General features: G+C 64.7%; 24 protein-coding genes and 1 tRNA gene. 11 read left to right on the forward strand and 14 right to left on the reverse strand.

Features of this window, described 5'->3' with window-relative positions; translation table 11 throughout:
• Positions 1–207 precede the first annotated feature (207 nt).
• Entirely contained in the window at positions 208–2,244 is a 2,037-nt protein-coding gene (locus OJJ21_RS17490; RefSeq protein ID WP_297688185.1) for a glycosyltransferase, read from the forward strand.
• A gap of 60 nt (positions 2,245–2,304) precedes the next feature.
• The gene (locus OJJ21_RS17495) at positions 2,305–3,429 is read left to right on the forward strand and encodes an aminotransferase class I/II-fold pyridoxal phosphate-dependent enzyme (RefSeq protein WP_297688187.1); all 1,125 of its coding nucleotides are present in this window, start codon (positions 2,305–2,307) and stop codon (positions 3,427–3,429) included.
• Here OJJ21_RS17495 and OJJ21_RS17500 read toward each other — a convergent pair.
• The 10 genes from OJJ21_RS17500 to OJJ21_RS17545 form a co-directional block, all read right to left on the reverse strand.
• On the reverse strand, positions 3,426–4,088 hold the full coding sequence (locus OJJ21_RS17500; RefSeq protein ID WP_297688189.1) for an acetyltransferase: 663 nt from the start codon (positions 4,086–4,088) through the stop codon (positions 3,426–3,428). The genes OJJ21_RS17495 and OJJ21_RS17500 overlap by 4 nt on opposite strands.
• A 67-nt stretch (positions 4,089–4,155) precedes the next feature.
• Positions 4,156–5,244, reverse strand: a complete 1,089-nt coding sequence (locus tag OJJ21_RS17505) for a glycosyltransferase (protein WP_297688191.1) — start codon at positions 5,242–5,244, stop codon at positions 4,156–4,158.
• Positions 5,241–6,326, reverse strand: a complete 1,086-nt coding sequence (locus OJJ21_RS17510; RefSeq protein WP_297688193.1) for a glycosyltransferase — start codon at positions 6,324–6,326, stop codon at positions 5,241–5,243. The genes OJJ21_RS17505 and OJJ21_RS17510 overlap by 4 nt, the downstream gene beginning before the upstream one ends.
• 73 nt (positions 6,327–6,399) lie before the next feature.
• Positions 6,400–6,927, reverse strand: a complete 528-nt coding sequence (locus tag OJJ21_RS17515; RefSeq protein ID WP_297688195.1) for an HXXEE domain-containing protein — start codon at positions 6,925–6,927, stop codon at positions 6,400–6,402.
• A gap of 59 nt (positions 6,928–6,986) precedes the next feature.
• Positions 6,987–7,063 (reverse strand) — tRNA-Arg (locus OJJ21_RS17520).
• A 277-nt stretch (positions 7,064–7,340) separates the two neighbouring features.
• On the reverse strand, positions 7,341–7,937 hold the full coding sequence (locus OJJ21_RS17525) for a hypothetical protein (protein ID WP_297688197.1): 597 nt from the start codon (positions 7,935–7,937) through the stop codon (positions 7,341–7,343).
• Positions 7,934–8,671: an AAA family ATPase gene (locus OJJ21_RS17530; protein ID WP_297688199.1), complete on the reverse strand. Its 738-nt coding sequence runs from the start codon at positions 8,669–8,671 to the stop codon at positions 7,934–7,936. Before OJJ21_RS17530 ends, OJJ21_RS17525 begins: the two co-directional genes overlap by 4 nt.
• Positions 8,665–9,300 (reverse strand): hypothetical protein, encoded by a 636-nt coding sequence (locus OJJ21_RS17535; RefSeq protein ID WP_297688201.1) that lies wholly within the window; start codon positions 9,298–9,300, stop codon positions 8,665–8,667. The genes OJJ21_RS17530 and OJJ21_RS17535 overlap by 7 nt, the downstream gene beginning before the upstream one ends.
• Positions 9,297–9,896: a peptidoglycan-binding domain-containing protein gene (locus OJJ21_RS17540; RefSeq protein ID WP_297688203.1), complete on the reverse strand. Its 600-nt coding sequence runs from the start codon at positions 9,894–9,896 to the stop codon at positions 9,297–9,299. Before OJJ21_RS17540 ends, OJJ21_RS17535 begins: the two co-directional genes overlap by 4 nt.
• Positions 9,897–10,207: 311 nt before the next feature.
• Complete coding sequence (locus tag OJJ21_RS17545) at positions 10,208–10,822, reverse strand: NAD(P)-dependent oxidoreductase (protein ID WP_297688205.1); 615 nt, start codon at positions 10,820–10,822, stop codon at positions 10,208–10,210.
• 159 nt (positions 10,823–10,981) lie between these two features.
• Between OJJ21_RS17545 and OJJ21_RS17550 the strand changes: the two genes are divergently transcribed.
• From OJJ21_RS17550 to OJJ21_RS17560, 3 genes are all read left to right on the forward strand, one after another.
• Complete coding sequence (locus tag OJJ21_RS17550; protein ID WP_297688207.1) at positions 10,982–11,401, forward strand: helix-turn-helix domain-containing protein; 420 nt, start codon at positions 10,982–10,984, stop codon at positions 11,399–11,401.
• A gap of 204 nt (positions 11,402–11,605) precedes the next feature.
• Complete coding sequence (locus OJJ21_RS17555) at positions 11,606–12,784, forward strand: histidine kinase dimerization/phosphoacceptor domain -containing protein (RefSeq protein ID WP_297688209.1); 1,179 nt, start codon at positions 11,606–11,608, stop codon at positions 12,782–12,784.
• Between the two features lie 71 nt (positions 12,785–12,855).
• A complete protein-coding gene (locus OJJ21_RS17560; RefSeq protein ID WP_297688211.1) occupies positions 12,856–13,257 on the forward strand; it encodes a response regulator in 402 nt (133 codons plus the stop codon).
• 23 nt (positions 13,258–13,280) lie between these two features.
• Here OJJ21_RS17560 and OJJ21_RS17565 read toward each other — a convergent pair whose 3' ends face one another.
• The gene (locus OJJ21_RS17565; protein ID WP_297688212.1) at positions 13,281–14,168 is read right to left on the reverse strand and encodes a hypothetical protein; all 888 of its coding nucleotides are present in this window, start codon (positions 14,166–14,168) and stop codon (positions 13,281–13,283) included.
• 154 nt (positions 14,169–14,322) lie between these two features.
• A complete protein-coding gene (locus OJJ21_RS17570) occupies positions 14,323–15,300 on the reverse strand; it encodes an ABC transporter ATP-binding protein (RefSeq protein WP_297688214.1) in 978 nt (325 codons plus the stop codon).
• A 119-nt stretch (positions 15,301–15,419) separates the two neighbouring features.
• On the opposite strand from OJJ21_RS17570, the gene OJJ21_RS17575 reads away from it, so the two are divergent.
• Positions 15,420–15,617 (forward strand): zinc-finger domain-containing protein, encoded by a 198-nt coding sequence (locus OJJ21_RS17575; protein WP_297688215.1) that lies wholly within the window; start codon positions 15,420–15,422, stop codon positions 15,615–15,617.
• A gap of 167 nt (positions 15,618–15,784) precedes the next feature.
• Positions 15,785–18,643 (forward strand): DNA polymerase I, encoded by a 2,859-nt coding sequence (gene polA, locus OJJ21_RS17580; RefSeq protein WP_297688217.1) that lies wholly within the window; start codon positions 15,785–15,787, stop codon positions 18,641–18,643.
• Between the two features lie 125 nt (positions 18,644–18,768).
• Here polA and OJJ21_RS17585 read toward each other — a convergent pair whose 3' ends face one another.
• Complete coding sequence (locus tag OJJ21_RS17585; protein ID WP_297688219.1) at positions 18,769–19,074, reverse strand: NIPSNAP family protein; 306 nt, start codon at positions 19,072–19,074, stop codon at positions 18,769–18,771.
• 111 nt (positions 19,075–19,185) lie between these two features.
• Positions 19,186–19,599, reverse strand: a complete 414-nt coding sequence (locus OJJ21_RS17590) for a hypothetical protein (RefSeq protein WP_297688221.1) — start codon at positions 19,597–19,599, stop codon at positions 19,186–19,188.
• A gap of 115 nt (positions 19,600–19,714) precedes the next feature.
• Between OJJ21_RS17590 and OJJ21_RS17595 the strand changes: the two genes are divergently transcribed.
• From OJJ21_RS17595 to OJJ21_RS17610, 4 genes are read left to right on the forward strand one after another with little or no spacing between them, the layout of a single operon-like run.
• The gene (locus OJJ21_RS17595; RefSeq protein WP_297688223.1) at positions 19,715–20,803 is read left to right on the forward strand and encodes a malate/lactate/ureidoglycolate dehydrogenase; all 1,089 of its coding nucleotides are present in this window, start codon (positions 19,715–19,717) and stop codon (positions 20,801–20,803) included.
• A 2-nt stretch (positions 20,804–20,805) separates the two neighbouring features.
• Entirely contained in the window at positions 20,806–21,609 is an 804-nt protein-coding gene (locus OJJ21_RS17600; protein WP_297688225.1) for a fumarylacetoacetate hydrolase family protein, read from the forward strand.
• A gap of 11 nt (positions 21,610–21,620) precedes the next feature.
• Positions 21,621–22,637 carry an NAD(P)-dependent alcohol dehydrogenase gene (locus OJJ21_RS17605; protein ID WP_297688227.1) on the forward strand — a complete coding sequence of 339 codons (1,017 nt, stop codon included), beginning with the start codon at positions 21,621–21,623 and terminating at the stop codon, positions 22,635–22,637.
• The gene (locus OJJ21_RS17610; RefSeq protein ID WP_297688229.1) at positions 22,634–23,143 is read left to right on the forward strand and encodes a hypothetical protein; all 510 of its coding nucleotides are present in this window, start codon (positions 22,634–22,636) and stop codon (positions 23,141–23,143) included. Before OJJ21_RS17605 ends, OJJ21_RS17610 begins: the two co-directional genes overlap by 4 nt.
• The last annotated feature ends 52 nt before the right edge of the window (positions 23,144–23,195 follow it).

A 23,195-nucleotide genomic window follows, 5' to 3' on the forward strand; every position in this document is an offset into this window, starting at 1 on the left:
GTGCCGGCGCCGCCTGCCAGGATGATGCCTTTCATGAACTGCCTTCCGCCACGAGAACCGCCCCGTAGCCGGGGCGCGCCACAATAGTGTCTTTTATAAAGCACTTGCTTAAGAAATACCGAATATCTCTTGCAAGCCGTCAAGTCATTAACGACACGTTAAAGCCTGGGCGATATTGCTTGAACATGGGTATCTGCGGGGTCGACCGTGCCGAAGATCAGCGTTCTAATGCCGAGTTACAATCATGCCCGCTTCGTCGAGCAGGCGATCCGCAGTGCGCTTGACCAGAGCTTTGGCGATTTCGAACTCCTGATCATCGACGATGGCTCGACGGACGGCACCCCCGACATAGTACGCGGGGTGCAGGACAGCCGCATCCGCTTCACCGCGCTCGACCGCAACCTTGGCGCCTGTACCGCCGTCAACATGCTGCTTGAGCAGATGACCGGCGACTATTACTGCCTGCTCAGCTCGGATGACATCTACCTGCCGCACAAGCTGCAGGCGCAGCTCGATTTCATGGAAAGCCATCCGGGTCACGCCGCCTGCTTCTCCACCTGCCGCGTCATCGATGAAGCAGGCCGCGATGTTGCCGACAGCCGCGTGGCCAGCGCCTTCAAACCGGTTGGCGGCTCGCGTTTCGAATTCCTCCATCGGCTTTTCCATCAGAATTTCCTTTGTCACCCCAGCGTCATGCTGCGCACCAGCGTGCTGCGCAAGGCCGGGACGTTCGACGAGCGGCTGCGCCAGCTGCCCGACCAGGATATGTGGATCAGGGTGGCGCAGCATGGCGAAATCCACATCATGCCGGAACCCACGCTGCTGTTCCGCGATCACGGCGGCAACACCTCGCGCAAGACACCGGCAAGCGCGTTTCGCACCGCGCTTGAGCAGCGCTTCATCCTGGAGCGGTATCGCGACATCACCGGCATCCCGGACCTGCTGCAGGTCTTTCCGGCCCTGCGCGAGCGCTTTCCCAAACCGGCGGACGGCACGCATGAATTCCTGCTGGCGCATGCCGCCCTGGCCGTGCCCAGCAACCAGCATGCCGATTTCGCGATCGAGACCCTGTTCCGCCTGATGAGCGATCCGCAGCAGGCCGCCCTGCTGGAGAAGGCCTACGGTTTCCGCTGGCGCGACCTGCACGAGATTACCGGCAGATTGAATATCTACGGATTGCACAGCGATGCGATCCTGATCGGCGCCGTCATCGATTCCGCCGGCAAGCCGACGGTGCAGGATCAACTGATCGTTCGCGACGGCGCCTTCGAATTCTTCCTGCCCTTCGCCGGCGATACGGCCCAGGCGAATGCAAACTGCATCCTGCAGTTCGCCAATCCGAATGCCGTGCTTGAACTGGCCACCTTTGCCCTGGCCGGCGCCGACCGTCAGCCCATCGCCGCGCTGAAATTCTCAAGCAACGCAACGCTGAGCGGAAATAGCCCGGCTGGACCGTATTTCTTCGGCATTGCCAGTCCCACGATTGCCGCGGCCCTGCCGCCCGATGCGGCGAAAACCGCGCGCGGCATCCTGATCCGGGGCAATGTCAGGGCGCTCGGCGGCCCGGCCGCCACCGCCCTGCATGATGCCCTGAAACAGGCAAAACCGGCCTCGCCGCCGCCGCCGCACTCGCCGCTCCCGGGCGTCGCAGCCACGCCAGAAAGGACCCCGTCCATGCAAGCCAGTTCCGGCATCCCGACACCGCAGCCCGCCACAGCTGGCGAGCTGCGCCTGCATCTCGGTTGCGGCGGCAATGTGATGCCCGACTGGGTCAACCTCGACATCGAAGCGCGCCCCGGCGTCACCCAGCACGATCTGACCAGACCGCTTCCCTTTCCCAGCGGCAGCGCGGACTTCGTCTACAGCGAGCATTTCATCGAGCATATCGGCTTCGAGCAGGGCCTGCGCCTGATGCGCGAGGTGCGACGCGTCCTCAAGCCGACCGGCATATTCCGCGTGTCGACACCCGATCTTCTGTTTCTGATCCAGCAGTATCTCAAGCGCAACATGACCGAATGGGCCAATGTGAACTGGCTGCCGAAAACGCCATGCCAGATGGTCAATGGCGGCATGCGCCTGTGGGGGCACCAGTTCGTCTACGACGAGGAAGAACTGTCGATGCAGCTCAGGGCCGCGGGCTTCGGCAACGTGCAGCGGGTCGGCTATCGCGAGAGCAAGTATCCGCAGCTCAGTCAGCTGGAATGCCGGCCGTTCCATGGCGAGCTGATCTTCGAAGCCAGCTGACCGGCTCCGCCCGCACGGCCAATTACCGAATCTTTAACCGGCTTGGGGGAGCATGGCGGCATGGATAATCCCCGCATTCCGTTCCTGAAGCCGCATCTGGTGGAACTGCCGGCCTACGAGCCGCTGATCCGCAGCATCGAGCAGTCGCATATCTATTCCAATTTCGGACCGCTCAACACCCGCTTCGAAACCGAACTGCTCGGCCGGTTCTTCACCGGCGCCGGCGCATTGTCCACCGTCAACAACGCCACCATCGGCCTTATGGTGGCGCTCAGGCTGCACGGCCTGACCGGCCGGCGGCATGTGATCATGCCGAGCTACACCTTCGTGGCCACGCCGCTGGCGGCGATGTGGGCCGGCTTCACGCCCTATTTCGTCGATGTCGCGCCGGACGACTGGGCGCTGGACCATGACAAGGTGACGGCGGCGCTGCAGGCGCTCGATGGCGATGTAGCCGCCGTGATGCCCTACGCCACCTTCGGTAACAATATCGATCTCGCCTTCTATGCCGATCTCGAACGACAGGGCATACCGGTCGTGGTGGATGCCGCGGCCAGCCTCGGCTGTTTCGACGGCAATGCCAATTTCGGCACCGGCTTCCCGGGCCTGGTGGTCTACAGCCTGCATGCGACGAAATCCTTCCCGGTCGGCGAAGGCGGCGTGATCTACAGCGCACGCACCGACCTGATCGCCCGGCTGCGCGGCATGCTGAATTTCGGCTTCGACCAGAACCGCGTCTCGGCCGAGATGGGGCTGAACGGCAAGCTGCCGGAACTGCTGGCGGCCGTCGGCATCGCCACGCTGCAGGCCTTCGACGCCGGCGCGATGAAAAGCCGCGCCGCCGCCGAGCGCTACATCGCGGCTTTCGGCGGCCCGGACTTCGCCCGGCGGGGCTGGCAGACCCAGCGCCTGCGCGGTGACGTGCTGCGTCCCTTTTTCCCGATCCTGACGCCGCCGGACCGGCCGGCCAGCGGCGTGCTGCAGCATCTGGAGGCGCATGGCATCCAGACGCGTGCCTATTTCAATCCGACCTGCCACCAGCAGCCGGCTTTCCGCGACTGCCCGCATGGCGACCTGACGCAGACCGAGGCCATGGCGCCGCGCTCGCTCTGCCTGCCACAGTGGAACGCCCTGCCGCAGGAAGACATCGACCGCATCATCGGCCTGCTGGCATCGGCAGCCTAGCTGGCCAGCGGCCGCGCCGGATTGCCCACCACCGTCGTATAGGGCGCCACATCCCTGGTGACGACGGCGCCCATCCCGACGACGGCGCCCTCGCCGATCACCAGCGGCTTGCCGCTGGCGCCTTCCCGGATCACCGCGCCGGTGCCGATATAGGCATAGTCGCCGATATGGATTTTGCCATTGCAGTTCACGCGCGGCGCGAAGGTGACGTAGTCGCCGATCACGCAGTCATGCGCGACGTAGGAATAGATGTTGGAGTGAAAGTATTTTCCGATCCTGGCATTCGAGGTCACCATCGAATTGGCGCACAGGATCGCGCCTGCGGCGATCTCGTTGGCCTCGTAGATCGTGGTGTTGCCGGCCTGCAGGGTGAGCGGGCGGGCGCCGCGCTGCAGACAGGTTTCGGCCAGCCGCTGGCGGTCCTTCGGGCTGCCGATCGCGACATTGAAATAGCGTTCCTCGCAGTCGAGCGCGAAGAAGGCATCCTCGGACAGCACCGGAATGCCGTTGACCGTGGCTGCGTCCGGCCGGGTTTCGAGAAAACAGATCGTTGGCAGGTCACCCTCGCCGAAAGCGCGGCGCAGGCTGTCGCGCACGAAGGGCATCACTTCCCTGGCGAATCCGCCGGCGCCGTATAGGCCGAATATCCGCTTTGGCATCGCTCCCCCGCTCCATTGCGCGGCATCCCAGCCTACTATGCCCGGGTCGCCGCTTCCATCCACGCGCTCAGGCCGGCAGCGTAAGCCCCGCCCTGGCAAACACCTCGAACAGCTGCCGGCGCAGGCGTGCCACCGAATAGTCGCGGCCGACGCGGTCGCGCGCCCTGGCCAGGATCGCCTGCCGCGCCGGCGCATCGGCGAGCAGGTCGGGCAGAGCAGCGGCCCAGTCGCCGTCCGCCACCAGCCTTGCGGCGTCACCGGCACAGCAGTCGCGATAGATCGGATGGTCGGAGGCGATGACGGGCAGGCCGGCGGCGGTGTATTCGACCCATTTGGTATAGGTCTTCATCCGCGTGAACGGGTTGTCGCACAGCGGCGTCAGGCCGAGCGACCAGTTGCGCCGCTGCAGGTCGCGCAGGTAGTCGTCATAGGGGATGAAGCGGCGCTCATGCTGCACGCGGGCCCCGAAGCGCTGCAGCTCGGCCGGCAGATGCTCCAGCGAGCCGATCAGTTCGAACCGCGCCTGCGGAAACCGCTCCAGCGCCGCGACGATGCCGGGCAGCGCCAGTTTCAGATCCTCGTTATGGCCGCCGCTGGCGGCGTATCCAAAGACAAGCGGCCCGTCCGGCGTCATGGTCGGCAGCGGCAGCAGGTCGACGGCGGCGCAGATCGGACCGACATGCGGATGGGCCACGTTGATGCCGAGCTCGAGCATGCGGTCGCGCAGGGCCGCCGTGCTGAAATAGGCGACGCTCGCCTGCTCCATCTGCACCCGCAGGGCCTGCAGCCGTTTGGGGTGATTGTAATAGGCGACCTTGTCGGCGCCCTGATCGGGCGAGACTTCCATCAGGTTGTCGTCGAGGTGGAAGACGTAAGGCAGGCCGCGCTGGCGGCTGACCTGCATGAATTCCTCGGCCATCAGGCCGTTGTAGCGGCTGGAGAACACCAGCGCCGGCTGCACCCTGTCGAGGATCAGGCCGGCGAGCGTGGCGGCATCGATGCCGGACGGCGCGCCTTTGACGATCTGCGCCAGCCCGTCCTGGGTCAGCATCTGGATATCGAAACCGGGCAGGCCATGCAGCGGACGCAGCAGATGGATCGCCAGGGTCGGCGATGCGCTGGCGGCCAGGGCCAGAATGCTGACCGGCCCGCTCATCTTCTGGCCGCCTGCAGCTCGCGCGCCACATCGAGCCAGCGCGCGGCGATCGCCGCCGGGCTGTAGCGGGCCTCGACGAAGTCCTGGCCGGCCTGAATGCGCTGCAATGTCGCGGCCGGATCGGCCAGCGCGGTGGCGACGGCCGTAGCGATCGAGGCATCGAGGCCGATGAAATCGCCCAGCGTGCGATAGCTTTCGAGCGGATGCGCCACGACATAGCGCCCGGCGGCGAGCGCCTGCAGCGCGCGGTTGTTGCTCTTGCCCTTCGACATCATCGAACCGGCATCGAAGGGCAGCGCGACCAGGTCGCAGGCGGCGAGTGCGGCTTCCAGCACCGGCACCGACCAGGCCGCATGCGTGACGCCGAACGTGGCCGGATCGGCCTCGCCGAAGACCTGGCGGCTTTCGGCAGTAGGCAGTTTCTCGCAGACCAGATGCAGCTGGCAGGGCGTGGTGGCGCGGATTTTCGGCAGGTCGTCATGCACCAGCTGCTTCAGCGCGGCGATATGCGCCGACAGGAAGCCGAACCACAGCAGCCTGAGTTCGGGGCCGGGCGCGAATTTCGCCGGCTGGCGCGCCACTTCCACCACATCCTCGATCACGAAGACCGGGCGGGCATTGCGCAAAGCCGTGCGCAGCAGTTCGGCCAGCGCTCCGGTCGGCGCGGTGACGGCGTCGCAGCGCGCGAAGATCGCGTCCAGGATCACGCGATAGGCCTGCGCCTTGTCGGGCCCCAGCGCCTTCGCCATCGCCTCCTGGAATTCCGCCGTGAACTTGAAATCGGAGACATCGATGACGACGCGGCCGCCCTCGCTGCGGATCTTGTCCAGCTTGTCGAGCAGCACCGAGATCACATTGGCCAGCAGCAGGATGTCGTGCTTGGGCTGGTGCAGCACCAGCAGGTCGAGCCTGGTGTCGAAATCGGGCCGGAACAGGTCGATCACCGTGGTGACCTCGGCGCGCTGGCCGTCCTTCTGCATCTGCCCGGCCGGAATGAAGCCGCGATAGCGCGCGCTGGCCAGATGCGTCATCTGGGCCTGCGGGGCATGGGGCACGGCATTGACCGCAAAGACGACGCGCATGGCGGGGTGAAGACCTTCGATTCGGCAGGTTAGCGAGTATAGCGGCTTTGCCCCGGCCGGCGAGGCGGGGCGCTCAGGCGAAGGGCAGCCGGAAATTCCACAGGCCGCTCCAGATCACGAACAGCATCAGGCCGGCGCCGATGGCGAAGGCGCCGAGCACGCCGCCGCCGCCCAGCCGCCCGCCGCGCAGCGCGAGCACGCCCGCCCAGATCGCGACCGGATAGTAGAGCAGCGCCGCCGAGACCAGGCCGGGCGAATAGCTGTCGGCATAGACCGTGGTGACGACATGGAAGATGAAGTTCCAGAACAGATTGCCGCTCGCCCAGCTGAGGAAGACGAAGGCCGACAGCGACGAGCGGCTGCGGCTGGCCCAGAGCGACAGCGACAGCAGGATGGCCATGAACAGGCCGTTGTTGAGCCAGAAGCCCTGGTTGTCCATCTCGGCATGCATGTGCCGGGTCATCCAGCCGGGGAAGCCGGCGAGGAATTCCTCGGGGATATGCACTGCATAGGCGAGCGGCAGGGCCCAGAGGAATCGCTCGAAGGTCATGAGGTTCGGATGGCGCGCAGCAACCGACGCGGCGGGGGTCATGGAACCCATGGTTTCTCCAGATCGCGGCCTGAGGACAACCGCCATTTCGGCTAACATACTGAAAAGATTGGTGCACCCGACAAGATTCGAACTTGTGACCTCTGCCTTCGGAGGGCAGCGCTCTATCCAGCTGAGCTACGGGTGCCGGCGGCAAACCGGCGGAAACCGCCGCCGGGTCGCGAACGGGCCGGACCTTACCCGAGCAGGCCCCGGGGAAGCAAGGCGGAAGCCGGCGCGGCGCAGTCCGGGCTTATACCGGCTTATCCGGGGCTTAGGCCGGCTTATCGGCGCTCTAAACCGGCTTATGCGGGCTTATCGGAGGCTTATACCGGCTTATCGCAGGCTTATTTCGGCTTATCCGGATTTATTCGCCTTCTCCCTGTCCATCCTGTGGTGCTACTCGCGCGGAATGTGTGGTGACGTCAGCGGCTGCGGGGCGGGCGCACCGGGGCGCGGATCAGCAGCGGCGCGCCGTTGCTATCGACCGGCCCGCCCTCGCCGCGATAAGCGAGCATCTGGCGGATAAATCTGAAGGCCATCTCATAGGCATGCTCGGGCCATGAGGACAAGATCGGTCCGAACAGATCGAAGTCCGAGGACTCGATTTTACAGCCCCAGCATCCATTGGCCGCGGGCTCGGGCGGGCGTACCTCGGCCGTGAAATCCGTGAACTGGCCATCGCGCACGACATGGCCCCGGAAACGCGCCGGCGCGAAACAGGGTATGCCGAACTCATCCGTCACCGGCACAGCGATATCGGCGTCGTTCCCCGCTTCATCGCAGAGCGTCAGCCCTGTCAGTTCGATACTGAACCGCAAAAAGGACGCGGCCTTCGCATAGGTCCATTCCGGATATAGCGAGCGAGTTTGCCCGCCGCCTCCAGCCAAGGGGCAGTTAAAACTGCAGAGATACTCGTCCGTGCCATCGCTTGCCGCCACCGGCGCGCCAATCTCGCCGGTCAGCGGCCGTATGGCGCCATCCGGGTAGCGGACGAAGAGCGAGACGGCGAAGGCTTTCACCCGATATCCTCGAACAGGTCGCGCATGTAGCCATCCGGATCGGCGAGGAAACCGCGCATGATGCGGACATGCTCGGTCTCCGCCGGTGCAATCGGCCGGATCGCGCCACCATCGAGCGAGAGCAGCGTCACCTCTGGCAGGTTCATCAGGATCGGCGAATGCGTGGCGATGATCGCCTGCACCTGGCCGCTGACCTGCCACTGCCGCAGGATGCGCAGGAAGGCGAGCTGGCGCTGCGGCGACAGCGCCACTTCCGGTTCATCGAGGATATAGATGGCGCGCTGGTGTGCGTGCAGGCGGTCTTCGAAAGCCTGCAGGAAAGCCTCGCCGTGGCTGCGCCGATGCATGCCCGGCGCCGGAAAACCGGACTCGACATATGCCGTGTCGATATAGGTCTGGAAATTGAAAAAGCTTTCGGCGCGGAAGAAAAACCCGCGGCTGACCTTGGGCAACCAGGACAAACGCAGCGCCCTGGTCAGCGCATTGGCGGTTTCCGCCGCGCCGGTCTGGTGATCCTGGCTGCCGCCCTGCGGCGAGAAGCCGGCCGCCTGCGCGATGGCTTCGATCAGGGTCGATTTTCCCGAACCATTCTCGCCGACGATGACCGTGATCGCGGTTTCGAAATTCAGTTCGAAATCATCCGTGAGATACGCCAGCGCACCGAAAGGGAATGCCTCTCGATCCGTTTTTGACGGATCGAGAGTGATGCGCTTGAGAAATGGGGCGGTCAGCATGCCGCCTGAACCGCCGGCAATGGGGCGGTCACTTTGATCGGCGCCCCCCGCATGTCGACAAACTCACCCCAGAAGCCGATCTCCATTCGCGCCATGCGAAACGCATAGCAATAGGCCTCCTCGGGCCAGTCGCCGAACATCCGGAACTTCACCGGATTATCTGAATAAAACAGACTGACCGAAAAACGTGGCCGCCAATAGGGCCCCGTGAACCGTGGACGGCCTATACGAATGGCAAACTCACGGGGACCGTTCGGCCCCGCAAGTTTGCCGACAAATGAAACCGCAGGCATGCTTGGGCGCCTGCACCCGCGCACGGGTCCAGTGAAGCCGCCATGTCGGGTCCGATAATACAGCGGCGGATCAAGCCACAACGCTCGGCCGTGCTTGTCGGCAACGCCGTGGCCGCTTTGTATCAGCCATTGCCGCGCGTGACGGAGTGCGTCGTGATAGGCCTGCTCGGAGAAATCCGAGAGGATGGTGCAACACATCTCCGGCTCCGAGCAGATCAGCCGACACCGATATCGTCCGTCGGCGAGCTGCTCGGGTGCTTCTGCGGAAACATTGAGAGGTCGCAGCGGGGCGCCGGTACCATCGGTGAGCATGGCATTAAGTGAAAAAGCGATCACCTACGGCGTCCCGGCAGTTGAGGTCTATCAGTTTTGTTTGCGAGACATGCAACATACCGAGCATGCGCAGCTTGCTGGCACATGGCCCGCCTCACCTTATTGTTTGCATACCGGGAATGACATTCAGCCATCTCTTCTTCATAGGTGCGATCACATTCGGAAGCAGGGCGTCCGCCTGGGGTGGCTGGTTTGTGGTCGTCCTGTTCGTCCTGCGTCGGACCCTTTTTGGGTGGCCCTTTCCACGGCAGACCATACCTGCCCTTGGCCGCTTCATCCCAAGGCGTCTCATCATCATTCGCCGGCGGCTGGTCGTCGTTTGCTGGCGGTGGCGGCACGTCGTCGAGCGCCTCATTGAGCGCTTTCTCCGTCGGACCACCCGGCCGGATCAGCGCATCGGCCTTCAGGCCGTTGTCGCGCTGAAACTGTTTGATGCCGGCGAACAGGTCACTGTCGACCCAGGCGCCGGGTTCGGCGCCATCGAGCGGCTCGTAATAGCCGAGCGTCATCAGCGCCTTTTTGGTGTCGAGGATATCGGCCGGTTCGACCACATGGTCGGGGCTGATCGCGGTACGCAGTTTCAAGGCCGTGTTGTGCATGCAGTTCGCTCCATTGCACATCGTGAGTCTCCGATTAGCCGGCCCTGCGGATGCAGATCGCCGGTCGCGCTGGCGGCATGCCAGAGCGGGAAAAATCCTCTCGTTACGCAGGAGCGTTATCCGTCGATGGGTTCTCCCGGCCTCAAGCCGGGGCCCGGCGGGCATTCGTCATTCCATCTAATACAAAACAGGAACATTTGCAAGTAAATTTTGCGGTTTACCGCTGAATACTGGAATATGCAGTACCCCATAAACGAAAGGGCGGCCCGTTGGGACCGCCCCTCGCCGGCTTCGGGTTTTGCCCGCGCCGCTCAATACCCGACGGTAAACCGCTGGCGGATATGCTTCGGCTGTTCCAGCTCGTCGACCAGCGCGACGGCGTAATCCTCCATCGAGATGCGGCTGTCGCCCTTGGCATCGGTCAGCAGCGTATCCCTGCCGAGGCGGAACTTGCCCGTGCGTTCGCCGGGCACGATCATCGCCGAGGGCGACAGGAAGCTCCAGTCGAGGTCGGTCGCCTCAGCTTTGAGCGCCGCGAGGAATTCGCCGCCCTTCGCCGCCTCGGCCCGGTAGGCCTCGGGGAAACCCGGCGCATCGATCAGTTTCAGCCCCGGCGCGACTTCGAGGCTGCCGGCGCCGCCCACCATCAGCCAGCGTTTCACGCCCGACTGGCGCACGGCGGCGAGCAGCTTGCCGAAGTCGGACGCCAGGAAATGCACGGCGCTGACCACCGCATCATGGCCGGCCAGCACCGGCGCCAGCGCGGCCGGCTGGTGCAGGTCGGCCGCCTGGACGTTCAGGCCCGGCCTGGCATCGAGCGCAGCAGTCTTGCGGGCGATGGCGGTGACGCTGTGGCCGCGCGTGAGCGCTTCGTTCAGCACGCGGCTGCCGATATTGCCGGTGGCGCCGATCAGGGCGATTTTCATGGTCGTCATTCTCCTCTGGAGCAGCGGGTGGTTTCTGCTGGTAACCAGATGGCGGATCGGCTATCAGGTGTAAAGAAGGCACTTTTTCCCGGTCAGGTGAGATCAAGGTAACCGCCTGCCCGGCCCGCCCGGCAGTCCGGCCCGCAAGGAGACAGCATCATGGCCGCCCGCAAAACCGTCACCGGCACCGTTACCGGCAACAGCTACGACGCCAGCTGCCCGACCCGGCAGGTGCTGGACCGCATCGGCGACAAATGGTCCGTGCTGGTGCTGATCCTGCTGGTCGACGGGCCGGTGCGGTTCAACGAACTGCGCCGGCGCATCGGCGGCGTGTCGCAGAAGATGCTGTCGCAGACCCTGAAAAGCATGGAGCGCGACGGCCTGGTGCATCGCAAGGCGATCGCCACCGTGCCGGTGACGGTGGAATATTCGATCACGCCGCTGGGCCTGACCCTGGCCGCGCTGGTGGACCAGATGCGGCTGTGGGCCGAACGCAACCTCGGCCAGGTGATGGCGGCGCAGCGGCGCCACGATGCGGCACAGGCCGCCAGCGACACAAAAACCAGCCGGGCCGCGTAACCACCGCAGCAGGCGCGGCGGCATAAACGCCGGAAGCCCGCCATAATACCTGCGCCCGATTCCGTCATGCCGCCCGGCGCGGTTGTGAATACCGCTTTGCATGCGACGGGTTCGAGCATTTGGTCGTGGACTTGGCCCCAAATAAGCCTACCCTGCCCGGACACGACACTCGCAGACAATCCGGACCGCCATGAGACGCTTCGCATGATGTCGTCCCTGACCCGGCTTTTTTCCGGCCCGCAAGCGGAAGAGGCCCGGATGGCGGCTGTGCGCGGCTATGCCGTGCTGGACACGCCGCCCGACACGGCCTTCGACCATATCACCAGCCTCGCCGCCGACCTGTTCGGCACGCCGATCGCCCTGATCAGCATCGTCGACGAGGACCGCGTCTGGTTCAAATCGCGCCATGGCATGCCGCTGGAACAGATCGGCCGCGATGCCGGGCTGTGCGCCTCGGCCATCCTGCAGAAACAGCCCTGGCTGCTGGCCGATGCGGCCGGCGATCCGCGCGCCCAGGCGCATCCGCTGGTGACCGGGGATTTCGGCCTGCGCTTCTATCTCGGCATTCCGCTCAGCGCCCCGGACGGCAGCAACCTGGGCACGCTCTGCGTGATGGACCGCAAACCGCGCAGCGTCACCCGGCGCCAGATGGCCGGCATGCACAGCCTGGCCGCCCTCGCGATGACGCTGCTGGACCTGCACAAGACAGCACGGCAGGCCGATGCGGCGCTGGCCCAGGCCGCCGCCGACAAGGACAAGGCCCTGCGCCTGGCCCATATGATGGCCAACGAGATCGACCACCGGGTGATGAACAGCCTGCAGCTGGTGGCCGGCCTGCTGTCGATGCAAAGCCGCATGCCGAGCGACGACGACGTGCCGACGCAGCTGAAGCAGGCGGCCGGCCGCGTTTCGGCCATCGCCCGGGTACACCAGCATATCTACCTGAGCGAAGGCATCGAACATGCCGATGTGGGCCAGTATCTGCAGCGCGTCTGCGACGACCTGTCGGTCATGCTGGAAGCCGGCAATCGCGGCAGCATCGCGGTCAGCGGCGCCGAGGTGAAACTGCCGACCGCGCGGATCGTCGCCATCGGCCTGATCATCAACGAGCTGGTGACCAATGCGATCAAATACGGCGAAGGCAAGGTGACGGTTCGCTTCGCCGATACCGAAACCGGCTATACCCTGTCGGTTTCCGACGAAGGCGACGGCCCGCCGCCTGACGAGATACTCAAACCCGCCCGCGGCTTCGGCATGAAGGTGATCACCTCGCTGGTGCAGCAGCTGCGCGGCGCGCTCAGCATCGGCCGCCAGGACGACGGCACCGGCACCCGTATCACCATCGCCTTTCCCCGAGAGATCGCGTTGCCGCACATGCCCTGACCGGAACCAATCACCCTCGATACTGTTCCTCTCATATGTGCCGGCCCGCCCCGGCACCTGGAGTACCGTCCTTGACCCACCCGCAGATCATGTTGATGGCCCCCGCGCCGCAGGCCCCGAAGCCTGCCGTCGTGCTGGTCGTGGAAGACGACGACATGGTGCGCCTGATGACGGTCGATTTCCTGGAAAGCTGCGGCTACCTGGTGCTGGAAGCGGAAAACGCCGCCAGGGCCATGGCCTGGTTCGGACGGCAGGCCATCGACCTGATGTTCACCGATGTGCAGATGCCGGGCGCCATGGATGGCATCGCGCTCGCCGAATGGGTGCGCGCCAACCACCCGGCCGTGCCGGTGCTGGTCACCTCCGGCGTCGCCTCCGAACTGGCCCGCTATGCCGCCGGCCTGATGGTGGCCAAACCCTACGACCTCGATGCCGTGCATGCCCGCATCCAGGCGGCGCTCGGCCAGCGATAAGCCGCCGGCCTGACTGTCCCCGGCTAGGGCGTCGCGGCGGTGGCGTCGGCGCCGAACACATCCGCGTGGGACATGTTCGACATCAGCCCCATCGATCCGTAGAAATGCAGGAAATAGGCATTCGCCAGTTCGCGCCGCACCAGGACATGCGCCTGCTGCTGAACCGCGGCCTTGGCCTCCGGGTCCATATGCCTGGCATCGAGAATCTCGGGCAGATACAGGAAGAGCGTTTCCTGGATACCCCAGTTGAAGCGGCTGGAAATGCGGTGCGCCAGGTCGCCGACGATGATTTCATGCGACAGCAGCGGCTGTTCATACAGACGGTCGGCCTGCTCGCCCTCATAGCATTTCAGGAACAGGCCGTTGTGATGCTGCGGCGACAGCACCATCACGCCGGTATTGAACATGTAGTCATGCTCCTCGACCTTATGGTCGCGGTAGTTCTTCTGCATCTCCCAGATCCAGATATCGCGCTCGGAATTCGGGGTGACCTGGATCCTGAACAGGCGTTCGAGAAAGATCATCCGCTCGGCATCGGAAATGCGGTCGCCGGCGATGCTGAGGCTGATCTTATCGGGCGGGCCGGCATGCTGCATGATCTGCGGGGCATGGCCGGCGATGATGATGTCGGAATCCAGCCAGATGATGCGGTCATACTGCTGCGCCCAGGGCTGGCTCAGGATCAGCAGCTTCTGCCAGGCCGGCGACCGCGCCGCCGCCCGGCTGCCGGTATCGAGCGGGCCGCTCACGACGATGAGGTCGAAATCGCAGAGCGCCGCATAGGCCTGCCAGGAGCCGCTGCAGAGCCGGTGCCAGGTCGCGATATAGCGCAGGCCGATCGTGATCGTGACGATGGCGACCTTGCGGCCGGTCGGCGGAATGACCGTCTGCCCGTTTTCAACGATGAACATCTGCCCTCACCCTTCTGGCGGGAAGCCCTGACGGGCAAGGCGCTGCCGGATCGCATAACCTGTTGCGCCTGCCACCTCCGATAGGTGATGCCAGAGCCGGGCCGGGTACGGCAACCGATTTTTGAAATCCGGGCCTGGAAGCCGGGTAGACGGCCTAGGCCGCCCGGCTGCGGGTCAGTTCCAGGAACAGGTCTTCCAGGTCGGCATCCTGGGTGGTCAGATCATGGATGGCGAGGCCGGCCTGCTGCAGCTGTGTCAGCAGGCTGCTGAACGGCATCTGGCTCGGGCGGTAGTGCAGGCGCAGCCGGCGCGGCCCGAGCAATTCGGCGCCCAGGCCGTCCAGCGCCGGCGGCACGGCCGCCAGGTCGGCGTCCAGCGTGACGATCACATCCTTGCGGTCCATGCGCGCCAGCAGCTTCGGCGTCGCGTCATGCGCCACGATGCGGCCGTGATTGACGATGGCGATATGGTCGCACAGCGCCTCGGCCTCTTCCAGGTAATGCGTGGTCAGCACCACGGTGGTGCCGGCGGCATTCAGCTGCCGCACATAGGCCCAGAGCTGCTGGCGCAGTTCGATATCGACGCCGGCGGTCGGTTCGTCCAGCACCAGCACCGGCGGGGTATGCACCAGCGCCTTGGCCACCAGCAGGCGCCGCCGCATGCCGCCCGACAGCGTGCGCGCATAGGCATCGGCCTTGTCGGTCAGGCCGAGGGCGGCGAGGATTTCGTCGCTGCGCCGTTCCGCCTTCGGCACGCCGTAGAGGCCGGCCTGGAATTCGAGCGCCTCGCGTGGGGTGAAAAACGGATCGAGGTTGAGTTCCTGCGGCACCACGCCGATGGCGGCGCGCGCCCGGCGCGTGTCGGTATCGATGTCGTGGCCCCAGACCGCGGCGCTGCCCGAAGTCTTGCGCACCAGCCCGGCCAGGATGTTGATCAGCGTGGACTTGCCGGCGCCGTTCGGCCCGAGCAGGCCGAAGAAACTGCCGCGCGGGATATCCAGCGTGACACCATGCAGGGCGGTCTTGGCGCTCTTGCCGCTGCCATAGACCTTGACCAGGTCGCGCACGGCGATGGCGGGCGCGACAGCAGCCCGGGCAGCCCGGGAATCCGGCAAAGAATCGGCAGCAGGCATGGTTGCGCTTATGGTGTTTTGGCCGTGAAAGGCTGGCGTGACGGACGGTGCTGCGCTAGGTATCACCTTGGAGCGGACGGGTCAATTTACCCGCCCCTGACCAGACTTCGGAGACGACCATGCAGGCCGCCCAGACCAAATCTTCTTTGGCCCCCGAGACCATCATCGTCGACAGCCCGGTCGTGGCCTGCGACGGCGGCGGCGGCGCGCTGGGCCATCCGCGCGTCTATCTCAACATGGGCGACAAGCATGAGATCGACTGCCCCTATTGCGGCCGCCAGTATCTGCTGAAGGACGGCGCAGGCCACGGGCACTGACCACACCCACAATCGTCATCCTCGGGCCCAAGAAACGCTTCTTGGCCGAGGATCCAACCGCCGCCAGTATCATGCTCTGCCGTCACCGTCCTATGCGCCGGAAGACGGGATGGATCCTCGGGACAAGCCCGAGGATGACGTGGTGGTAAACCGGAGAGCGTATCTGTATGGCATCCAAACACCGCCTCTATCTGGTCGACGGTTCGGGCTACATCTTCCGGGCCTACCACGCGCTGCCGCCGCTGACGCGCAAATCCGACGGCATGCCGATCGGCGCCGTCTCGGGCTTCTGCAACATGCTGTCGAGCCTGCGCGACAAGGCCGAGCACGACCAGGCGGTCAGCCATATGGCCGTGATCTTCGATGCCGGCCGCGAAACCTTCCGCAGCACGATCTACCCCGCCTACAAGGCCAACCGCAGCGAAACGCCGGAAGACCTGATCCCGCAATTCGCGCCGATCCGCGAGGCCACCCGCGCCTTCGGCCTGCCCTCGATCGAGAAGGACGGGTTCGAGGCCGACGACATCATCGCGACCTATGCCCGCATCGCCCACGCGGCCGGCATGGAAGTCTGCATCGTCTCGTCCGACAAGGACCTGATGCAGCTGGTCAAAGACGGCGTCGGCATGATGGATCCGATGAAGGATCGCAATATCGGCCCGGCGGAAGTGCTGGAGAAATTCGGCGTCAGCCCGGACAAGGTGATCGACGTGCAGGCGCTGGCCGGCGACAGCACCGACAACGTGCCCGGCGTGCCCGGCATCGGCATCAAGACCGCCGCCGAACTGATCAACATCTATGGCGACCTGGAAAGCCTGCTGGCGCGTGCCGCCGAGATCAAGCAGCCCAAGCGGCGCGAGACGCTGCTGAACAACGCCGACAAGGCGCGCGTGTCGTATCAGCTGGTGAAGCTGAAGGACGACGTGCCGCTGGAACTCGGCCTCGACGACCTCAAGCTGGGGCCGGTGGAATGGCCGAAACTCTCGGCTTTCCTGAACGAGATGGAATTCCGCACGCTGACCAGCCGGATCGAAAACCGGCTGAAGGCGCGCGGCACCGATATGAGCGGCGGCGCGCCCGGTGTGACCGCGCGGCCCGAGACGATGTACAGCGCGCCTGTTGCTTCTGCGCATAGGGCCACCACGCCGATTGCTTTTGCAGGCGAAGGCGGCCCGGAGACGCCGCCGGTGGCGCGCGACCATTACGAGCTGGTGCAGGACCTGGCGGTGTTGCAGACGTGGATTGCCCGCGCCTTCGAAGCCGGCATCGTCGCCTTCGACACCGAGACCACCAATCTCTCGCCCACCATGGCCGAGCTGGTCGGCTTCTCCCTGAGCGTCGCCCCGGGCGCGGCCTGCTACGTGCCGCTCGGCCATGTGAAGGGCGGCGGCGGCCTGGATTTCGGCGGCGACGGTGCCTTGCAGCAGATTCCGCTGCAGGATGCGCTGGCCGCGCTGAAACCGCTGCTGGCCGATCCCGGCGTGCTGAAGGTGGGCCAGAATATCAAATACGACATGGCGGTGCTGGAGAAGCACGGCGTGCAGATCGTGTCCTACGACGACACCATGCTGATGTCCTACACGCTGGATGCCGGCAAGCACGGCCATGGCATGGACGAACTCTCCGAGCGCCATCTCGGCCATACGCCGATCAGCTACGACGAGGTGACCGGCACCGGCAAGGCGCGGCTGCCGTTTGCCGAAGTGCCGCTGGAAAAAGCCCGCGACTATGCCGCCGAAGACGCCGATGTGACGCTGCGGCTGTATCACGTGCTGAAGCCGCGCCTGCTGGCCGAGAAGCAGGTGGCGCTGTACGAGACCATCGAAAGGCCGCTGCCGGCCGTGGTCTGCGCCATGGAATGCGCCGGTATCCGCGTCGATCCCGCCGAACTCAATCGCCTATCGGCCGACTTTGCCCAGCGCATGGAGACCTTCGAGAAGAAGGCGCATGAACTGGCGGAAGAGAGCTTCAACATCGGCTCGCCCAAGCAGCTCGGCGAGATCCTGTTCGACAAGATGAAACTGCCCGGCGGCAAGAAGGGCAAGACCGGGGCTTACTCGACCGGCGCCGAGGTGCTGGAGGAACTGGCCGCCGAAGGCCATGAGCTGCCGCGCGTGGTGCTGGACTGGCGCCAGCTCGCCAAGCTGAAATCCACCTATGCCGATGCGCTGGTCGCCTCGATCAACCCGCGCACCGGGCGCGTGCACACCTCGTTTGCGCTGTCGGCCACCAACACCGGGCGCTTCGCGTCGTCCGACCCCAACCTGCAGAACATTCCGGTGCGCACCGAGGAAGGCCGCAAGATCCGCAAGGCCTTCGTCGCCGAAGCCGGCCACAAGATCGTCTCGGCCGACTATTCGCAGATCGAACTGCGCATCCTCGCCCATATCGCCGATATCGGCACACTGAAGCAGGCCTTCCGCGACGGCATCGACATCCATGCGCTGACCGCCAGCCAGGTGTTCAACACGCCCGTCGAAGGCATGGACCCGATGGTGCGCCGCGCCGCCAAGGCGATCAACTTCGGCATCATCTACGGCATGAGCGCCTTTGGCCTGGCCGCCCAGCTCGGCATCCCGCAGCGCGAGGCGCAGAGCTATATCGAGGCCTATTTCCAGCGCTATCCCGGCATCCGCGCCTATATGGACAACACGAAAAAGCAGGTGAAGGAACAGGGTTTCGTCACCACGCTCTACGGTCGCCGCGTGCATTTCCCCAATATCAATTCGAAGAACCCGGCCGAACGCAATTTCCTCGAACGCGCCGCGATCAACGCGCCGATCCAGGGCTCGGCCGCCGATATCATCAAGCGCGCCATGGCGAAGCTGCCGGCGGCGCTGGCGAAAGAGGGCCTGAAGACCCGCATGCTGCTGCAGGTGCATGACGAACTGGTGTTCGAGGCGCCGGAGGCCGAGGTGGATGCGCTGATCGCCGTCGCCAAGACAGTGATGCAGTCGGCCGCCACACTGGATGTGCCGCTGGTGGTGGATGCCGGCATCGGCGCCAACTGGGAAGCGGCGCATTAGCATATAGTCGTCACCCTCGGATTTATTCCGAGGGTCCATCTGTGCGTTCCGATGCGCGGATGGTCGGGATGGACCCTAGGGACAAGCCCTAGGGTGACGGTCTTTCTTGTAACGGCGAGAGGCGATTACTCGAATACCGGGCGGAAGAAGCTGCGCTCGTAGCGGCGGAAGCAGCGGGTGCGCTCGTAGAACGCCATCGCCGCCTGGCATTCGGCATCGGTCGCCGCCGCCTTGCGATAGGCCTCGTAGGCTGCCATCGAGGGGAAACTGAAGCTGGCCAGCGCCACATCGCTGGCGCCCTCGCTCGGCATCAGATAGCCGTGATGGGTGCCGCCCAGCTTGTTCACCAGCCGGATCCACATGCGCCCGTAGTCTTCGAAGTCCTTCAGTTTATCCGGATCGACTTCGTAGCGCAGGAAGCAGGTGATCATGGTGAAGCGAGCCTTCTTTTTTCGTCATGCCCGGACTTGATCCGGGCATCCCATTTAAAAATGGGACCCTCGGGTCAAGCCCGAGGGTGACGGTTTAAAAACTATCGCCGGTTACTGCGCCTTCACGCAGCGTTCGACTATGGCGCCGCAGGGTTCCATGATCTCACGGCCCGTGGCGGTGCGGCCGCGGAACTCCACCGCCTGCACCCGGCCGCCCTGCAGCATGAAAGTGGCTTCGCAATAGCGGAAATAGTCGTAGGTGGTCTCGCCGCGATTGGTCGGCGTGTAGCCGACATCGGAAATCGCGGTCGCCGAACGGCTGGTTTCGCGGAAATAGCTCCAGATATCGGTGGCACCCTCGCGGTTGACGGCGGTCGGCGCGCCGGCGCAGGCCTTGAGCTGCGCCTCGGTCAGGCCGAGCATCTCGGTCTTCGCCCGTTCGGCCACCCGGTCGAGCGGCGAGGCGCAACCCGCCAGCAGGGCGGCAAGGGCAAGGACGGCGGGCAGGACGAGGCGTTTTTGCATGGCGCCAATCTGCCGCAACGCCCTGCCCCGGTCAAACCCTCCGTAGCCTTACGATATTGTCGACCTGCCGGCTTTCCGATAAACCAGAGACCGACCGAGAAAGGGATACAGAACCATGGGTGGAACCGTCACCGTCGCGCCGGACAAGCTGCGCACCGCCGTGCGCCATATCTGCCTGGCCGGCGGCAGCAACGAGCGCGAAGCCACCCTGGTCGCCGACAACCTGGTGCTGGCCAATCTCAGCGGCCATGACAGCCACGGCGTCGGCATGCTGCCGCAATATATCCTGGCCGTGGTCGAAAAGCGGCTGAGCGTGAACCGGTCGGTGCGGGTGGCCGGCGATTTCGGCGCCATCCTCAATCTCGACGGTGGCATGGGCTATGGCCAGGTGATCGGCCACGAGGCGATGGAACTGGGCATCCGTCGCGCCAGAGAGGCCGGCGCCTGCATCGTGGCCCTGCGCGACAGCCACCATATCGGCCGCATCGGCCACTGGGGCGAGCAATGCGCCGCCGCCGGCATGATCTCGACGCATTATGTCAACGTGGTCGGCCGGCCGCCGCTGGTGGCCCCTTTCGGCGGCGCCGATGCGCGTTTCGCCACCAATCCCTATTGCTGCGCCATTCCCGCCACTGAGCCCGGCGGCGAGCCGATCGTGCTCGACATGGCGACTTCCAAGATCGCCATGGGCAAGGTGCGCGTGGCGATGAACAAGGGCGAGCAGGTGGCGCCCGGCACGCTGATCGATTCAGCCGGCAATGCGACCAACGATCCCAGAACGATGTTCGATCCGCCGACCGGCGCCATCCTCGCCTTCGGCGAACACAAGGGCTATGGCCTGGCGGTGATCGCCGAGCTGCTGGCCGGCGCCTTCACCGGCGGCATCACCATGCATGACGGCAGCTGGGCGAAGAACACCATCACCAACAACATGTTCTCGGTGATCGTCGATCCTTCGAAACTGGGCGGCGCGCAGAGCTGGCGCCGGGAAGTCGCCGCCTTCGTCGATTTCGTCAAGGCCTCGCCGAAAGCGCCAGACAGCACCGGCGTGCAGGTGGCCGGCGAACCGGAACGCCGATATCGCGCCAAGCGCAACCACGAGGGCATTCCGGTGGATGCCACCACCTGGGGCGAGATCGTCGCCGCTGGCGAGTCGGTCGGCGTCGGTGCCGCCCAGACCAATGCCGCGGCAGGGCTGGTCTGATCATGATCCAGATCACCCCCGCCGTATCGCAATCTGTTCTGGCCGAAGCCGCCGACCGCCTGCGCCAGGCCGGCGAGACCGGCATCGCCTGCGCACCGGTACGCGAGCTGCTGGCCGGCGACATGGCCGCCGCCTATGCCGTGCAGGGCGTCAACCGCGACCACTGGCTGAAATCCGGGCGGCGCAGCATCGGCCGCAAGATCGCGCTGTCCAACCGCGCGGCGCAGAAGGCGATGGGCCTGACCGAACCGGCCTACGGCATCCTCTATGCCGACATGCTGATGGGCGACGGCGACATGGTGGCCCGGGGCCGCGTGATGCAGCCGCGCGTCGAGGGCGAAGTGGCTATCGTGCTGGAGCGCGACCTGGCGATGGAACAGCCGACGCTCGCCGATGTGATCCGCGCCGTGGGTTACTGCCTGCCGGCCATCGAGGTGGTGGGCGGGCGTATCGCCAACCTGGATGCCAAGCCGGTCGACCTGGTGGCCGACAATGCCAATGGCGGCGCCTTCGTGCTCGGCGCACCGGCGCGCAGGCTCGACGGCCTCGACCTGCGCCGCATGGCCATGAGCATGACCAAAAACGGCAATGCGGCGATCAGCGGCAACGGCGAGGCGGTGTATGGCAGCCCGCTGCATGCGCTGGCCTGGCTGGCGGCGCGCATGGTGACCGACGAAATGCCGCTGCGCGCCGGCGATGTGATCATGACCGGGACGTATTTTGCCATGCAGGCGGCGGCGCCCGGCGACGTGTTCGAGATCGAGGCCGAGGGCCTGGGCCGCTGCGCCGTCAGTTTTGAGGCCTGAGGACAGCAGCCATGCGCGCGATCGAACTGCAGAGCTTTTCGGTCGACAGCTTACGCATGACCGAGCGGCCGGACCCGAAGCCGAAGCCCGGCGAGGTGCGGGTGCGGGTGAAGGCCTGCTCGCTGAATTTCCGCGACTGGCTGATGGCGCAGGGCACGTATAACCCGAAACAGAAACTGCCGCTGATCCCGGTATCGGATGGCGCCGGCGAGGTGATCGCGGTGGGCGACGGTGTGACGGGATTCAGGCCCGGCGACCGTGTCCTCGGTCATTTCTTTCCTGCATGGCAAAGCGGCGAACCCAGCGTGGAGAAATTCGCCGTCAGCCAGGGCGGACCTTTCGACGGCTGGCTCTGCGAGCAGCGCACGTTCCCGGCATACGCGCTGGCGCATGTTCCGGCACATCTGAGCTTCGAAGAGGCTGCCGCCCTGCCCTGCGCGGCGCTGACCGCCTGGAGCGCCATCGTCACGCTCGGCCGCGTGCAGCCGGGGATGCGCGTGCTGATCCAGGGCACCGGCGGCGTGGCGCTGTTTGCGCTGCAATTCGCCAAGCTGGCCGGCGCCGAGGTGATCATGACCTCGTCGTCGGATGAAAAACTGGCGCGTGTGAAAGCCATGGGCGCCGACCATGTCATCAACTACAAAGCCGATCCGCAATGGGGCCGCACGGCGCGCGCGCTGACCAACGGGGCCGGGCTCGACCATATCGTGGAACTGGGCGGTGCCGGCACGCTGATGCAGTCGATCCGCGCCATCCGGCCGGGCGGTTTCATCGCCATGATCGGCGTGCTGTCGGGCGCCAGCAACGATCTGCAGATTCCGCTGGTGGTGATGCAGCAGGTGCGGCTGCAGGGCGTGACGGTGGGATCGAAGGACGGACTGGATGCCATGCTGCGCGCCATGACGCTGGCCAAGCTGAAGCCGGTGCTGGACGAGCGGTTCGAGTTTTCAGAGGCCGGCGTGCGCGCCGCTTTCAACCACATGGGCAGCGGCAGCCATTTCGGGAAGATCGTGATCGGGATTGAGTGACGTTGGAGAATCTATACAGCTTCGGACCAAATGGTGAGCTGATACAAAGGCTCACTGAATATAAAGTCGACTTTATTTTGATTGGTGGATTAGCGGTACAGCATTATGGGTGCCGAACCGAGGTTGATGATTTGGATTTAATGACTGATAACGAAGCGGGAAATGCAATCAAACTTCTTCACGCCTTAACGTCTCTTGGCATGAACGTTCCATACAGTGCAGTGGAACTCTCTAAGCCCAACAAAAAAATCCAACTTAAGGGCACTCATTACGCCGATATTATAACTCCACCAGAGGAAATTAATTACGCCGACATCAAAACTCGTAGCCATCTTGTTCGAGTAAATGACAAGGTCATACCAATAGTATCTCTTATGGATTTAATAACACTAAAACAGATAGCTATCTCCCGGATACAGAAAGATATCCATGATCTGGAAAATGACATCTCCAAGCATCAGACTGATCTTGATTGCTTAAAAAAAGCTCGCCTGACCACCCCCTAAACTTCTGTATAATATCGTCTATCGTCGCCCGGCCGGTGCATAGTAAGAATCA

This window comes from Ferrovibrio sp. (genome assembly GCF_025869515.1).
GTDB lineage: Bacteria > Pseudomonadota > Alphaproteobacteria > Ferrovibrionales > Ferrovibrionaceae > Ferrovibrio.